Raw genomic sequence first — 14,657 nt, 5'->3', positions numbered from 1 at the left:
TACCTATTCGCGCGTTTCGATTTGCATCAGTGGTTCGCTGGGTGCAGTTGTGACTTTCTTAACTCTTCTGCGCGTCCTTTTGGGGATGATGATTTCTTCCGCTACGATTTCAACCTTCTCGGGCGGAGTTTCCACCATCACCAAACCGCTTTTGCTGAAATCCGGAAGTTCTTTGACCGCACTGATTTCCGGTATTGGAGTTATCGCAGCCGGAGATTCCGGTTGTGCAATGTTATCTTGTGCTGCTTGATCAATAGACGGTGTTTCCACTGCCGCTTTCTTGGCAGATTGCTTCTTGACAACGGGAACGGGCAAATCTTCATCGGCCGGTATCGTTTTCTCAATACTCGGCTGCAAGCTGAGTGAATACTCGTCAGCATGAACCGTTTCACTCACAGACTCATCCGGTATCGCTTCGGGATTCTCGGCAACAACTCGGGTTCGGGCGGTCTGGTCACGATGCTTATTGCTGCGATGACGGCGCGTGCGTCTGCGATCGCCGTTTTTTGCGCTAACATCTTCAGGATTTTCAGTGGTGATGATCGAGGCATCGGTTACGGGCAATGCGGATTCTGTCAGAAATGCGGCAGAATCCGGAGCAATGTCATTGCTCTTTTGATGCTCCGCGGTATAGGAGTGAATTTGTTCGGATTGCAGACTGCCGAAATCCTGCGGTGCCACATGGCTTAAGTCAGCTGTTTCACTGTGCTTGTTTTGTTTATGCGCGGATGCGTCCTTATTGCGATCATTCCGACTGCGCCCGCGACGTCCGCGCGACCGTCCCCGTTCCTGCGTTTGCCTGGTTTTATCCATATCAACCGGTTTTTCTTCAAGATCAATTCTCGTCTCTTCGTTAGGCGCAGGCTTAAACCAGCTGAAGAACTTGTCCAGAAGTGAAGTATCGCGTACTTTTTCCTCACGAATCGGCGCCGGTTGGGCTGGTGTGATACCTTGAACGGCAGCTTGCGGGCGGGTTGGTTTGCTTCTCTGTCCGGAAATGGTTTCCGAAACGCTTTCATCCGTTTGTTTCTCTACCAGCTTGTAACTTGCCACCGACTCATTTGCTTTGCTGTCTTCGTGGCGGATGCGAGTGATATTGTAAGCGGGGGTTTCGATGTGAATATTCGGTATGAGAACGATGTTGATGCGTTGTCGAACTTCAATATCGTAAATTTCCGCTCGCTTCTCATTCAGAAGATAAGTCGCCACATCCACCGGAAGCTGAACATGCAGTGCGTTGGTATTTTCTTTCATGGCTTCTTCCTGGATGATCCTGAGCACATGCAGCGCCGATGAATCGGTTCCACGGATAAATCCGGTGCCATGGCAGCGCGTGCATGCAATATAGTTGCTCTCGCCTAAGGAAGGCCGCAGGCGCTGGCGTGATAATTCCAGTAAGCCGAAACGTGATATTTTCCCGACTTGGATGCGTGCGCGATCCTGCCGTAATGCCTCGTGCAATCGAGCCTCGACTTCACGTTGATTGCGCTGGACATCCATATCGATAAAGTCGATCACGATCAAACCGCCCAAATCCCGCAGGCGCAATTGCCGTGCAATTTCATCGGCGGCTTCCAGGTTGGTGCTCAGCGCGGTATGTTCGATGTCCAGACCGCGGATGGCGCGCGCCGAGTTGACGTCGACAGATACCAGCGCTTCGGTGTGATCGATCACAATGGCACCGCCGGAAGGCAGCGTCACCTGTCTGGAATAAGCGGTTTCAATCTGATGTTCTATCTGAAAACGTGAAAATAGCGGCACATCATCGTGATAAAACTTCAGGCGGTCGACATTCGCGGGCATTACATGCGCCATGAATTGACTGGCTTGCTCATAGATGTCGCGGCTGTCGATCAGAATCTCACCGATTTCCTGACTGAAGTAATCGCGAATCGCACGAATGACCAGGCTGCTTTCCTGATAAATCAGAAAAACACCGTCCTGATTATTGGCGGCTTCTTCAATCGCATACCAGAGTTGCGTCAGGTAGTTCAAATCCCATTGCAGCTCTTCCGTGCTGCGCCCGATACCGGCCGTTCTGGCAATGATGCTCATTCCTTCGGGTACTTCGAGCTGTGCAATGACTTCGCGCAAGTCGTTGCGCTCTTCACCGATGATACGGCGAGACACACCGCCGCTGTTGGGATTGTTCGGTATCAAAACCAGATACCGGCCGGCCAGCGAGATATAGGTCGTCAGCGCAGCGCCCTTGGTGCCGCGCTCATCTTTGTCAACTTGGACGATGAGTTCCTGACCTTCTTGCAGCAAATCCTGGATACGACCGCTAGCGGCGCCATTTTCGGCAAAACAGGAGGGGGCGATTTCCTTGAAGGGTAAAAAACCGTGCCGCTCACAACCATAATCCACAAATGCAGCTTCCAGACTAGGTTCTATTCGTGTGATGACAGCTTTGTAGATATTGCTTTTGCGTTGTTCTTTACTGATTGATTCTATGTCGAGATCGATCAACGTTTGACCGTTGACGATGGCAACCCGCAATTCTTCCGGTTGGGTTGCGTTAAATAACATTCGTTTCATTTACAAGCCTTACGTGTTCTATTTATGAATACACTATCCGAAATTTCTCCGGTTAGATTTTTTGGGTATACGTAGTTGTAGTTGTAATGACGAGGTTTGGGTTTAATGATTTTATTGTAATTTCTCTTTGTCAATTCAATTATAAATTTATTCTTGTTTTTATATTTCAATAAGTTAATTGTTTATGGATAATGTTTTATTTTATTTGCAATAAAATAAAACCTCATTATATGTTGCCATGGCGGCTTTATTGCCCCTGGTAAGGTAACAGATTTTACATAAAGTTCCAAACAGAACTTTGTTTTATGTCAATTATTACTATGGATGCCGTTCGGTAGAAATGATTGTTAACTGCAGGTAGATTTTACAGCAACGATTTTAAAAAGAAATAAGCAAAACCTTTATAATTCGCAAAGAAATTATGCTTTTTCTTGAAAATGGTTTGAATGCTCAGAAGCATCTTAATGAATACACAACCTCTTGCACTCGTTACCAAGGAATGCGTCGGCGAAGAAGAAAACGATCAACGGATTGATAATTTTTTATTCAGACGCTTCCGGAATGTACCTAAAAGTCATTTGTATCAACTACTAAGAAGCGGCCAGGTGCGTGTCAATGGCAAGCGGACTGTGGCCAGCTATCGCGTGCAGGCGGGTGACATTATACGGATTCCGCCGGTTAAAGTGGCGGAAAAAAATCCTGCCAGGCAGATTACGAATATTCCGAGCAATTTTTTTGTTTTTACTGTTTTGTACGAAGATGACGCCATGCTGGTGATCGATAAGCCGGGCGGTATGGCGGTGCACGGCGGCAGCGGTATCAGTTTCGGTGTCATCGAACAACTGCGGGCGCAAAATCCTACCTGGAGGTTTCTCGAATTGGTGCATCGCTTGGATAGAGAAACATCCGGCGTGCTGTTGCTGGCGAAAAAACGCAGTGCATTGGTCGAATTGCATCGGCAAATTCGCGAAGGACTGATGGAAAAGCATTACCTGACGATGGTTAAAGGAAAATGGCGCAACGCTAAGCAGCACGTCAAACTGGCGCTCGATAAATACGTTACGGCAGCCGGTGAACGCCGTGTGATGGTGGCCGCAGGTACTCGCAAAGACAGCAAACCGATGCAATCACATACAATTTTTACACTGCAAAAATCCTGGCAAAATTTCAGTTTGCTGGACGCGGAAATCAAAACCGGCCGTACGCACCAGATTCGCGTTCATCTGGCGCACCTTGAATTTCCCATCGTCGGCGACGACAAATATGGTGATTTCGAGGTTAACAAACGACTGGCGAGAAGCGGCGGACCAGATAAACTGACCCGCATGTTTTTGCACGCACATACCGTGGAAATTACCCATCCGGTGTCAGGCATGCGCATGCAGCTGCGAGCGCTTTTGCCAGATGATTTGCAAAGATTTGTCGACGGTTTGGAGAAAGTTTGACGATTCTGCAGTGAAAATTTATGGTTTGACGGCAACTTTCCCGGAAGTGAACATGGTATGCAAAACTTCCCAGACATTTTCCACAATTTTTTTCTGTGCAGCTTCGTTCGGATGTATCCCGTCCGCTTGAAAAAAATCGTGCTTGTCACCAAAACCGGCTAACAAAAAAGGTATTAACTTGATTTCATATTTTTCAGCCAATTGTGGAAAAATCGCCTGGAACTTTTGCGTGTACGTCATGCCATAATTGGGCGGTAATTGCATACCGGCGAGTAAAACCAGTGCATTGTTTTGCTGGCATGTTTCAATGATGGTAGCCAAGTTATCGTAGATGGATTTAATCGTTGCGCCGCGCAGGCCGTCGTTGGCGCCGAGTTCAAGAATAACAATCTCGGGGCGATGCTTTTCCAGTGTTTGCCGGATCCGGTTGCGGCCGCCAAGCGTAGTTTCACCGCTGATGCTGGTGTTGACCACTTGATAACCGGCAAATTCGGTTTGTAACCGCTGTTTGAGCAACGCAACCCAACCGGCTTCCGCCGATATGCCATAATTAGCGGACAAGCTGTCGCCGAAAACCAACACCGTTTTGCCGGATGCTGCGGCGGGCACGGCGAAAATAAAAACCAGAACCAGAATAATCAGGAAATTTCTTTTCATGTCAGATAGTCGTGTTAATCAACCCATTCTTTGGACGCAAGCGCTTAGCAAACAAGTCAGTACCGGCGAACAGCAATTGACCATTCTGCAAAATATCGAGCTGCAGGTGAATCCGGGTGAAGCCGTCGCCATTATAGGCGCATCGGGCTCCGGCAAATCCACTTTGTTAGGCTTGCTGGCGGGATTGGATTTGCCGACTGCCGGGAAAGTTCATCTGGATGGGATCGATATCTTCGCGCTGGATGAAGATAGCCGGGCGGCTTTGCGCGGCCGGGTGCTCGGTTTTGTATTTCAGTCATTCCAACTGCTGCCGGCGTTGACCGCGCTTGAAAATGTCATGCTGCCGCTGGAACTTGCCGCAACCGGCGATGCCGAGCCAACCGCACGCCGGTTGCTGGAGCGCGTCGGACTGGGCAAGCGGCTGCATCATTATCCCAAACAGTTATCCGGCGGTGAGCAGCAACGGGTCGCCATCGCACGTGCGTTTGCGACAGCGCCCAAATTATTGCTGGCCGATGAACCCACCGGCAATCTCGATTCGGCCACCGGTGTTCAGATCATCGAACTGATGTTCGAGCTGAATCGTGAACATGGCACGACCCTGGTGCTGGTCACGCATGACGAAGCGCTGTCGCGGCGTTGCTCGCGTCAAATCCGCCTGGCAGACGGCAAGCTGGTGCAATAATCCGGTAAAAATGTGCGCAATGAATTTTATTCGATACTTTCCGACAGGTAATCTTTCCTCATGAATCATTTCAAGCTGTCGCTGCGTATGCTGCATCGCGATTGGCGCGCGGGCGAGTTGAACGTTTTATTACTGGCGCTGATCATCGCCGTGAGCGGTATTGCCACCGTCGGCTTTTTTGCCGATCGCGTCGAGCTGGCGCTGGCGCGCGAGAGCAATCAACTGCTGGGCGCCGATTTGCTGGTCATTTCCAGTAAGCCATTACCGGAACAATATGCCGATGAGGCTAAGCGCCTGGGTTTGGCGGTTTCATCGCTGATCAAATTCCCCAGCATGATTTCCAACGGCGACAGCAATCTGCTGACCGAGATCAAAGCCGTTACGGCAAGCTATCCGTTACGCGGGCGGATCCATTTGGCGAATCAACCGGCGGGAAATCAGGTCACCCGGGAGGAAATTCGCGAAGCCGAAGGAATTCCGCAACCGGGAACCCTTTGGGTCGATGAAAAAGTCGTGATGCGATTGGATCTGAATAGCGGCGACATGGTTGATGTCGGGACGACTCAGTTGACGGTAACCGAGTTGGTCGTGCGCGAGCCGGATCACTCGGTGGGATTTATCAACATGGGGCCGCGCGCCATCATCAATGCCGCAGATCTGGAAAAAACCGGCCTGATCCAGGAAGGCAGCCGCGTGTCTTATCAATTACTGGTGGCGGGCGAAGCCGAAACGGTGCAGCAATTTCGCGATTGGGCGAAGCCGCAACTGACCAAAGCGCAACGCATGGAAGGTATTCGCGACGCGCGACCGGAAATCAAAGCTGCACTGGAGCGTTCGGAAAAATTCCTCAGCCTGGCGGCGTTAGCCAGCGTAGTTTTGGCAGCGGCGGCAATTGCATTGGCGGTGCGCCGCTTTACTCAACGCCACTTGGACGGTTGCGCGGTGATGCGCAGCCTGGGCGCCAGTCAGCGCCAATTGTTGTATTTGTATCTGTACTATTTCATTGCTTTGGGTGTGATCGCCAGCAGCATCGGCTGTTTGGCCGGTTTCGCCGCGCAACAGGTTTTGACGCAATGGTTGAGCGGCATTATCGAAACGGAGCTGCCTTGGCCCAATGCGCTGCCCGCTGTGCAAGGTCTTTTGGTGGGGTTGGTATTGTTGCTGGGATTTGCGTTGCCGCCGGTGCTCAATTTGCGCAGCGTGCCGGCGTTGCGCGTGCTGCGCCGGGATATCGGATTATCCAACACCCATAGCATCGCTGGTTACTTGCTGGGATTGGCGGCTTTATCGCTGCTGTTTATCTGGAAAGCGCAGGATCTAAAACTGGGGCTGTACATCGTCGCCGGATTTATCGCGGCTATCGTCGTTTTCGGTTGTCTGGGCTGGTTGCTGATCCGTTTGCTGTCCAGTTTGCGGCATCAAGCCGGCGGGGCGTGGCGTTATGGACTCGCCAGTATCCGCCGCCGCTCGGTTTCCAGTATTCTGCAGGCCGTAGCGCTGGGGTTGGGGTTGATGGCGATGTTGATGCTCACGCTGATCCAGGATGATCTGATCGACGATTGGCATACCAGCCTGCCGCCGGACGCGCCGAATCATTTTTTGGTCAATATTCAAGCGGATCAAATACAGCCGCTGCAAGATTTTTTTCAACAGAACGAAATAGAACAGCCGCGTATGCACCCGATGGTCAGGGGCCGGTTGATCAAAATCAACGGCAAGGATGTTGCGGCGGAGGATTACGCTGACGATTTGCACGCGGAACGACACATCCGGCGCGAATTCAACCTGACCTGGAGCGATGAGCTGGCAGCGGATAACGAAGTGGTGCAGGGACGCTGGTGGAGTCCCTGCACTCAGGAGGCGGAATTGTCGATCGAAGAAGGCATCGCCAAAACGATTCGCGTCAAATTGGGCGATGTGGTGACTTACGATATCGCGGGCAGTCATTTTTCCGCGAAAATCACCAATGTGCGGAAAGTCGATTGGGATACCTTCCGCGTCAATTTCTTTGTCATCGTGCCGCCCGGTTTACTGGAAAATTACCCGGCCAGCTATATCACCAGTTTTTTTGTGCCGCCAGGAGAGATCCACCGGGTGCATGAGCTGGTCAAAACATTTCCGAATATTCTGGTGGTCGATGTGGCCACGGTCATCGGTCAGGTGCAGCAAATGATTCAGCAAGTTTCGCAGGCGATCGAGTTTGTTTTTTTGTTCACGCTGCTCGCCGGTTTTGCCGTGCTGTACGCGGCGATGGCCGCGACGCAGGATGAGCGTATTTACGAAGCAGCCATTTTCCGTGCATTGGGCGCGCGGAGAGAGCAATTATCGCGCGCCTGGGCGGCGGAATTCGCAATTCTGGGTGGATTATCCGGTTTGTTCGCGTCGGCCGGCGCCAGCGCGCTCGGCTATGTCGTCGGTAAACATGTGCTGCATCTCGATTACACGTTTGATCCCTGGATTTGGGTGGTGGGCGTATCGACCGGTGTGATCGGCATATTGGCCGCCGGCTTGCTGGGCACGCGCTCGGCATTATCAAGTCCGCCGTTATTGACGTTGCGCAAGATCGGATAGCGCAATGGACGATTTGCCGGTACCGAAGCTCAAAGCGCTGCCGCCGCTGAGTTTGTATGTTCACATTCCGTGGTGTTTGAAGAAATGCCCTTACTGTGATTTCAATTCGCACGAAATGCGCGGACAAGAGAGTCAGGTATCCGAGGATGCTTATGTTGCGGCATTGATCCGCGACCTGGAATCGGCTTTGCAGGATGTTTGGGGGCGGCGGTTGAGCAGCGTGTTTTTCGGCGGCGGCACGCCGAGTTTGTTCAGTGCGCGCGCCATCGATAAGATCCTGACGGCGGTGCGCACGCTGCTGCCGCTGGAGCATTTCGCTGAAGTGGCGCTGGAAGCCAATCCCGGTACGTTTGAAGCGCAGAAATTCGCCGATTTCCGCGCAGCCGGCATCAACCGCTTGTCGATCGGTATTCAAAGCTTTAATCCGCAGCATCTACAAGCATTGGGGCGAGTGCACGACGACCGGGAAGCGCGCCGCGCGGTCGAAATTGCGCAGCAGAATTTCGACAACATCAATCTCGACTTGATGTATGCGTTGCCAGGACAGACATTGCGGGATGCGCAGCAGGATATCGAAACCGCGTGCGCTATGAATGTGACGCATATTTCCGCTTATCATTTGACGCTGGAACCGAATACGTTGTTTCATCGTTTTCCGCCGCCTCTGCCCGACGATGAGCAAGCAGCGGCGATGCAGGAGTTGATTGAGCAGATTACCGCGAATCATCAGTACCGCAATTATGAGACTTCCGCATTTGCGCGCCCCGGTAAGGAGTCGCGGCATAATCTGAATTATTGGTTATTTGGCGACTATCTTGGCATCGGCGCGGGCGCACACAGCAAAATCAGTTTCGCCGGAAAAATTGTGCGGCAAATGCGTTTCAAACAACCGAAGGAATACCTGGCCAAAGCGCAAACAGGCGAATCGTTGATTCAGACACAGCACGAATTGACGCCTGCGGATCGCGGTTTTGAGTTTATGATGAACGCATTGCGGCTTACCGGCGGATTTGACACCGCGCTGTTTCAGGAACGTACCGGTTTGCCCATCCGCGCCGTGCAACAACAATTGGACGAAGCCGAGCAACGCGGTTTGCTGGTGCACGATCATCTGCGTATTAAGCCGACCATACTCGGCAGGCGCTTTCTCAACGATCTGCTACAAATCTTTTTGCCGGAAGCGAACGTGAAATAACACGCTTTTCCGGTTGCGTCTGAAGATGCGCTAAAATTCTGACCACTTAATTCATTCATGGAGAGCACGAACGATGGCGTATGTAAAACCGGAAGAAGTCGTCGAAAATATGTTGCTGGCGGGCGCCAAGAAAGCAAGCTTGCCAACCCAGCAATTGCTGATCCGCGGCTTTTTGTCCGGCGCTTTTCTCGGCTATGCCACCACATTGGCGATTCTGGCAGCGGCGCAAACAGGCTGGGGGATCGCCGGTGCATTGGTGTTTCCGGTGGGATTTGTCATGATCGTGCTGCTCGGGCTGGAACTTGCCACCGGCAATTTCGCACTGATCCCGATCGCCGTTAAAGACGGCCGGGTATCGTTCAGCTGCTTGCTGAAAAACTGGACCTGGGTGTTGACCGGCAACCTGATCGGCAGCGTCACGTATGCATATTTGTATTGTATCGTGGCGACTAAAATGGGTTCCATCGACCCGGCTACGATTCCCGCATTGCAACGCACCCTTACCATCGCCGAAACCAAAACGCTGGAATACGCCAAACTCGGTTTCGACGGCACCATCGCCGCATTCACCAGCGCGATGCTGTGCAACTGGATGGTCACCCTGGGTGCCGTCATGGCATTCACTTCGACCAGCACCATCGGCAAAATCGCCGCAATGTGGTTGCCGATCATGACGTTCTTCGGCTTGGGCTATGAACACGCCATCGTCAACATGTTCGTCATTCCCGCCGGCATCTGGCTCGGCGCGGATATTACCATCGCGGATTGGTGGCTGTGGAACGGATTGCCGGTGATCGCGGGGAATTTGTTTGGTGGAATGATATTTACCGGGTTTATGTTGTATTGGAGTTATGGTAAACCGGCAAGTTAATCGTAGCACACTCATTCTTTCATTGTGACTATATGCCTAGAACCGGCGCTTTACTCTCACTGTCCCGTGAACACCATTCGTCGCTGGTGTTAGCGCGTGCTATCCGTCAAGCAGCGGAGAGCGGCGATAGTGCGACTCTTCCAGCGATGATGCAACGCATTGAAGAACATTGGCGAACCGTATTGTGTGGGCATTTTGCGCGCGAAGAACAATTGCTGCGCTTGGCGGCGGATGCGGTGGATGCCGAATCCGCCGGACGAATCCTAGCTGAGCATGCAGAATTGCGTCTGCTGGCTTGTGGGCCTTGTGAATTGGAGCCTGCTGTGCGGTTGAAACGCTTTGGTGAATTATTGGCTGCGCATGTGCGTTATGAGGAGCGCGTGCTTTTCCCGCAATTGCAATCGCACCCGAGCATTGGTTAGTGCGGCCGTGGAATCGGTTTGTTGCATACCAAATAGGGGAAATCTTGGATGCTTCCGGATATCTCTTCCCGTTAAAAAACAAATCCCGCTGCTGGAGCGGGATTTGCCGGTATTGCTGCAAAATATACGATTATGCGTTTGCTTTGTTGCGGCGCGCTGCGAAACCCAACAGTCCGAGACCTGCCAATAACATGGCGTAAGTTTCGGGTTCCGGAACCGGTGCAATCCCGGCAACACCCACTGTGAAACCGTGCCAACCCTCAGAGGTATGCGAAAACGTGATGGAATCAAACGACCCTGGTAGTCTGATGACGCCATGAACTTCACCGGATCCGAAAAATCCTGTGCCCGTGCTGTTCAGAACCGGTGTGCCGCTACCCCAGAATCCCGGACCGAAACTGTCGATGACGATAGGTGTGCCGAAATCCACGGTGTTGCCGTTCCAACTAACCAATCCGATATACGGATCTACTACGGTTTGTGAAAATGTGATCGTGACGGTACCGCCTGTACTGAGCGCGATGATGTCGGAAGCTGGCGGTGCATTGTCTACGGTACCACCGGTATAGGCTGAGCCTGTCCAGTAATTTGTTCCTCCTGCTGTCTGCACAAAGGCGTGTGCACCGGTTCCGGAGTATCCGACACCGACTGTGGTTGATCCAACCAAAAGATCGCCGGATGCCGAAAACGAATCCGGTGAAGAAGTCCAATCCGTCCATGAGACGTTTATTGCAAATGCGGATGCGGAAAAGAGCGTTGTAATCAGAGATCCGGCTGCGAGTTGTATGATACGTTTCATGATTTTCACCTTCTGTCCGTGTGAGTAAAAGAATTATTTTTTGCTGAAAGTATATCTATATTATTAGCACGTTATGCTAACCGCTATGATAATTCAATGCTGTAATTAGATGTTCCTTATTTTGCTGGTGCAATTGTCCCGATAATGGGGCATAAGATGTAAGAAATCTCAGGGTTGTTTACAGAGAGGTTGATTGAAATAAGCGTTGAGTATTTCATAAGGGGTTGCGTTATACAAACTCTTATGGGGTTTGACGGTGTTGTAGAAGTTAATGAAACGGACAAGTTGAATACGTCGGTCAGCAGTGTCTTTAAAACAGAATTTGTTGTGCCACATGTCCATGAGCGTGCGGATCACGCGCTCAGCTTTCCCGTTGGTTTGAGGACGATTGACACGAGTAAACTTCTGACCGATACCGTGTTGCCTGCAAGCTTTGACAAAAGCATGATCGTCAGTTCCTTTAAATTCCGTGCCGTTATCGGAATAAGTGCAATCGATTTGATAAGGACATTGGGCAACAGTAGCGATGAGAAAGCAAGCGGCGCTGTATTGAGTTTTATCGGGGAAGATATCGGCATATAATTCCCTGGAGAAATCATCGATGGCCACAAACAGGTACTCGCGAGGTTCATTGGCAGACTGTCCTTTCAATAATGGAAGCCGCTTGGTATCGAGGTGAACGAGCTCGCCCGGATAAGATTTGTTATAGCGCTTCGCTTCACGCTTGAGACGTTCCTGGATGGTTTGCTCTACTTTAGCCAAACGTTTGAGGCCATACTGCAGTGTCTTGAAGCGCTGATTGGTACTGCTACGCGGAGTAAATTCCTGGAGTCTGGCTCGTTTCAGTACGTCATAAATCGTTGGCCGGCTGACGTGAAAGTATTCTGCCAGCTGAACTACCTTCCACAGCCGGGTTTGATACAGCCGCCAGATTTCCTGACGATCCAATAATGTTAAACGAGTGCGTTTGTGTATGTTCATCTACAGTATTCTCCTGAATACTGTAAACAACGCTAGAAATTCTTACATAGCCGAAAAATTCATTGCGTTATTGATGTCGCGCGCAGTTGTCAATCGTGTGGTCTCTTACGGTTGAATGATCCGGGGAATTATAAATCATTCCGGTTCCAAACCGGGGCAGCGGACAAAAAAGCACTGTGCAGGAAGAATTGCTATCGCCGCTGCCATCGTTGCGTCAGCGTGACTGTAGAATTTTTATTGATTAGATAGTTCATTCTACCGGTGGAATGACGCCGCATGTAGCGCGATAGGGGAAGCATTTTGTATTCAGCTGCTATTCAGCGCGAAGATCACACAATGACACACGAAATACCGCGATCGATTGCGGTATTGGACTGCTGAAGAGAGCAAGCTTAATAACCGGCCATTGCAATGGCTTGCTCCGGTAATTGATCCTGGAGAAATATCATGTGTACAAAAAAAATGCTGATCCCCCTTGTCATCGCCATCATTATTTTTTTAGCGGGCTGTGTGGCTACACCTTATTACGGCGGAACAGGCTATTACCGCGGCGCGGTATATAGTGGTTACGGCTATCAAGCACCGTATTATGCCGGTCAAAGCTATTTGGGCGGATTCGGATATTACAATGGCGGTCACCGGCACTCGCATCGGCACGGTGGTCATCGCCCTCACGCAGGGCAACAGGGTCATCACGGCCATGTCGGCGGCGGACATCATCATTCCGGACGCGGGCATTGGGGCGGCGGCCATCAGGGTGGTCATCGCGGTGGACATCACCACCGGAGATGAAAAAAACAATTCGGGATTGCGCTGGAAATCTGCAATGAGCAGAATTTAAACGATGGCAAAACGACTTTACTGCGTACCGTGCATCATTTTCTGCAGTGTTTTGGTCAGCGCGAACAAAAGGATCGCTGCAAATCCGGACAGGATTACAAAGATCATGAAAAAATCGTATAGGTCGACGATCTCGAAGCCTGCAAAGACCGGTGCCGCAGGGAGTGCCGGATCGGGGTACAAAGCGCTGAGTGTACCGGCAAATTTGCTCGCTGCGGCCATGGATGAAAACCAAATGCCCATCAATAACGAAGCGAATTTCGCCGGCGACAGTTTGACCACCATCGCTAAGCCGATGGGCGACAAGCACAATTCGCCGATGGTATGCAGCAAATACAAACTGAACAGCCACATCATGCTGACTTTAGTTGCAGGATCCACGCCTTTGACACCGAAGGCGATTACCCAATAGCCGATCGCCAGGAACAGCAACCCCCACGCTTGCTTGGCGGGCGATGAAGGTTCCCGGTTATGCCGGTCGAGGAATGCCCAAATAAAAGCGAACAGCGGCGCTAACACAATAATCAGTACTGCATTGATCGATTGAAAGAAGCTGGCGGGAATTTCCGTTCCGAACAGGTTTCTGTCGACTTGCTCTGCGGCGAAGAAGGTTAGCGATGCACCGGCCTGTTCGAACGCCGCCCAGAAGAAGATGACGAAAAAGGCAAGAATGTAAATCACGGCTATCCGCTGCTTTTCAATCGCGGTTAATGTCTTATCGGTAATGATAGCGGCGGGGCCGATAATCGAGATGGAAAAAATGGCCGATCCGATCACACCCAGTTCCATAAAACCATAAAATGCAGCAAATAATACAGCCGCAGCGGCGATCCAGCCGAACAGCTGAGCAAACGGCAGAGCGGACGCTTCGGTCTCGTTACCTTGCAGCACTTTTTTCTCCGGGACCAGTCCGATACCTTCGCCCGCCGGGGTGACAATCAGTTTATTTTTGAGCAATTCAAATGACAGAGTACTGATGATCATGCCGATACCAGCGGCAAGAAATCCCCATTTGAAATCGGCAGGGTTTCCCGTATCGCCCAGACCACCGCACACCAGCGGCGCGAGGAAGGCGCCGAGGTTGATGCCCATATAAAAAATCGTGAATGCAGCATCGATGCGTTGATCGCCTTGCGGGTAGAGTTGGCCCACCATGGTGGAAATATTCGGTTTGAAAAAACCATTGCCGAAAATGAGAAACCCCAAACCTAAAAATAACATCGGTTGCGCGAAAGCAATATCGCTGTAATTCGCCGCGGACAGAAACATGCAAAAATGCCCGATCGCCATCAAAATGCCACCTGCCAGTATGGCCCGCCTGTTACCCCAGTAACGATCCGCGACATAACCGCCGATGAGTGGCGTGAGATAAACCAAACCGGTGTAACTGCCATAAATCTCAGATGCCAATGCTTTGTCGAACAGCAGCGCTTTGATCATAAACAAGGTGAAAATGGCGCGCATGCCATAGTAACTAAAGCGTTCCCACATTTCTGTAAAGAACAGGAGGTATAAACCTTTGGGGTGTCCGGCCGGGTTCATGGTTTCTGAATCGTTACAAATCCAGGAAAAACTTTAAAAAAGATAGCGAACAATGGTCAGGTAATGCGAAGTCAAATGAGAAAGCACAGTTTACGATTAAATAATGTGTAA

General features: G+C 51.0%; 11 protein-coding genes and 1 pseudogene. 7 read left to right on the top strand and 5 right to left on the bottom strand.

Annotated features, from left to right (window positions below; all coding sequences use genetic code 11):
• Positions 1 to 3 precede the first annotated feature (3 nt).
• Positions 4 to 2,538, bottom strand: a complete 2,535-nt coding sequence (locus HRU77_02250) for an Rne/Rng family ribonuclease (GenBank protein ID QOJ19623.1) — start codon at positions 2,536 to 2,538, stop codon at positions 4 to 6.
• Between the two features lie 464 nt (positions 2,539 to 3,002).
• Between HRU77_02250 and HRU77_02245 the strand changes: the two genes are divergently transcribed.
• Positions 3,003 to 3,983 carry an RluA family pseudouridine synthase gene (locus HRU77_02245; GenBank protein ID QOJ19622.1) on the top strand — a complete coding sequence of 327 codons (981 nt, stop codon included), beginning with the start codon at positions 3,003 to 3,005 and terminating at the stop codon, positions 3,981 to 3,983.
• Positions 3,984 to 4,001: 18 nt separating this feature from the next.
• Here HRU77_02245 and HRU77_02240 read toward each other — a convergent pair whose 3' ends face one another.
• Positions 4,002 to 4,640, bottom strand: a complete 639-nt coding sequence (locus HRU77_02240) for an arylesterase (GenBank protein QOJ19621.1) — start codon at positions 4,638 to 4,640, stop codon at positions 4,002 to 4,004.
• Between HRU77_02240 and HRU77_02235 the strand changes: the two genes are divergently transcribed.
• From HRU77_02235 to HRU77_02215, 5 genes are all read left to right on the top strand, one after another.
• A complete protein-coding gene (locus HRU77_02235; protein QOJ19620.1) occupies positions 4,639 to 5,325 on the top strand; it encodes an ABC transporter ATP-binding protein in 687 nt (228 codons plus the stop codon). The two genes, HRU77_02240 and HRU77_02235, sit on opposite strands and share 2 nt — an antisense overlap.
• Positions 5,326 to 5,385: 60 nt before the next feature.
• On the top strand, positions 5,386 to 7,896 hold the full coding sequence (locus HRU77_02230) for an ABC transporter permease (protein QOJ19619.1): 2,511 nt from the start codon (positions 5,386 to 5,388) through the stop codon (positions 7,894 to 7,896).
• 4 nt (positions 7,897 to 7,900) lie between these two features.
• On the top strand, positions 7,901 to 9,091 hold the full coding sequence (locus tag HRU77_02225) for an oxygen-independent coproporphyrinogen III oxidase-like protein (protein QOJ19618.1): 1,191 nt from the start codon (positions 7,901 to 7,903) through the stop codon (positions 9,089 to 9,091).
• A gap of 73 nt (positions 9,092 to 9,164) precedes the next feature.
• Positions 9,165 to 9,962 carry a formate/nitrite transporter family protein gene (locus HRU77_02220; GenBank protein ID QOJ19617.1) on the top strand — a complete coding sequence of 266 codons (798 nt, stop codon included), beginning with the start codon at positions 9,165 to 9,167 and terminating at the stop codon, positions 9,960 to 9,962.
• Positions 9,963 to 9,994: 32 nt separating this feature from the next.
• On the top strand, positions 9,995 to 10,384 hold the full coding sequence (locus HRU77_02215) for a hemerythrin domain-containing protein (protein ID QOJ19616.1): 390 nt from the start codon (positions 9,995 to 9,997) through the stop codon (positions 10,382 to 10,384).
• A gap of 130 nt (positions 10,385 to 10,514) precedes the next feature.
• Here HRU77_02215 and HRU77_02210 read toward each other — a convergent pair.
• Together HRU77_02210 and HRU77_02205 are read right to left on the bottom strand one after the other, a co-directional pair.
• Positions 10,515 to 10,610, bottom strand: a pseudogene (locus HRU77_02210) (PEP-CTERM sorting domain-containing protein).
• Between the two features lie 741 nt (positions 10,611 to 11,351).
• Positions 11,352 to 12,164, bottom strand: a complete 813-nt coding sequence (locus HRU77_02205; GenBank protein ID QOJ19615.1) for a transposase family protein — start codon at positions 12,162 to 12,164, stop codon at positions 11,352 to 11,354.
• A gap of 508 nt (positions 12,165 to 12,672) precedes the next feature.
• Here HRU77_02205 and HRU77_02200 point away from each other — a divergent pair.
• Entirely contained in the window at positions 12,673 to 13,005 is a 333-nt protein-coding gene (locus HRU77_02200; protein QOJ19614.1) for a hypothetical protein, read from the top strand.
• Between the two features lie 17 nt (positions 13,006 to 13,022).
• Here HRU77_02200 and HRU77_02195 read toward each other — a convergent pair whose 3' ends face one another.
• Entirely contained in the window at positions 13,023 to 14,546 is a 1,524-nt protein-coding gene (locus HRU77_02195) for a peptide MFS transporter (protein QOJ19613.1), read from the bottom strand.
• Positions 14,547 to 14,657 lie beyond the last annotated feature (111 nt).

It is taken from the genome of Gammaproteobacteria bacterium, assembly GCA_015709615.1.
Lineage (GTDB): Bacteria > Pseudomonadota > Gammaproteobacteria > Burkholderiales > Nitrosomonadaceae > Nitrosomonas.
Note: the sequence above shows the minus strand (reverse complement) of the source record. Positions and strands in the feature narration are given on the sequence as shown.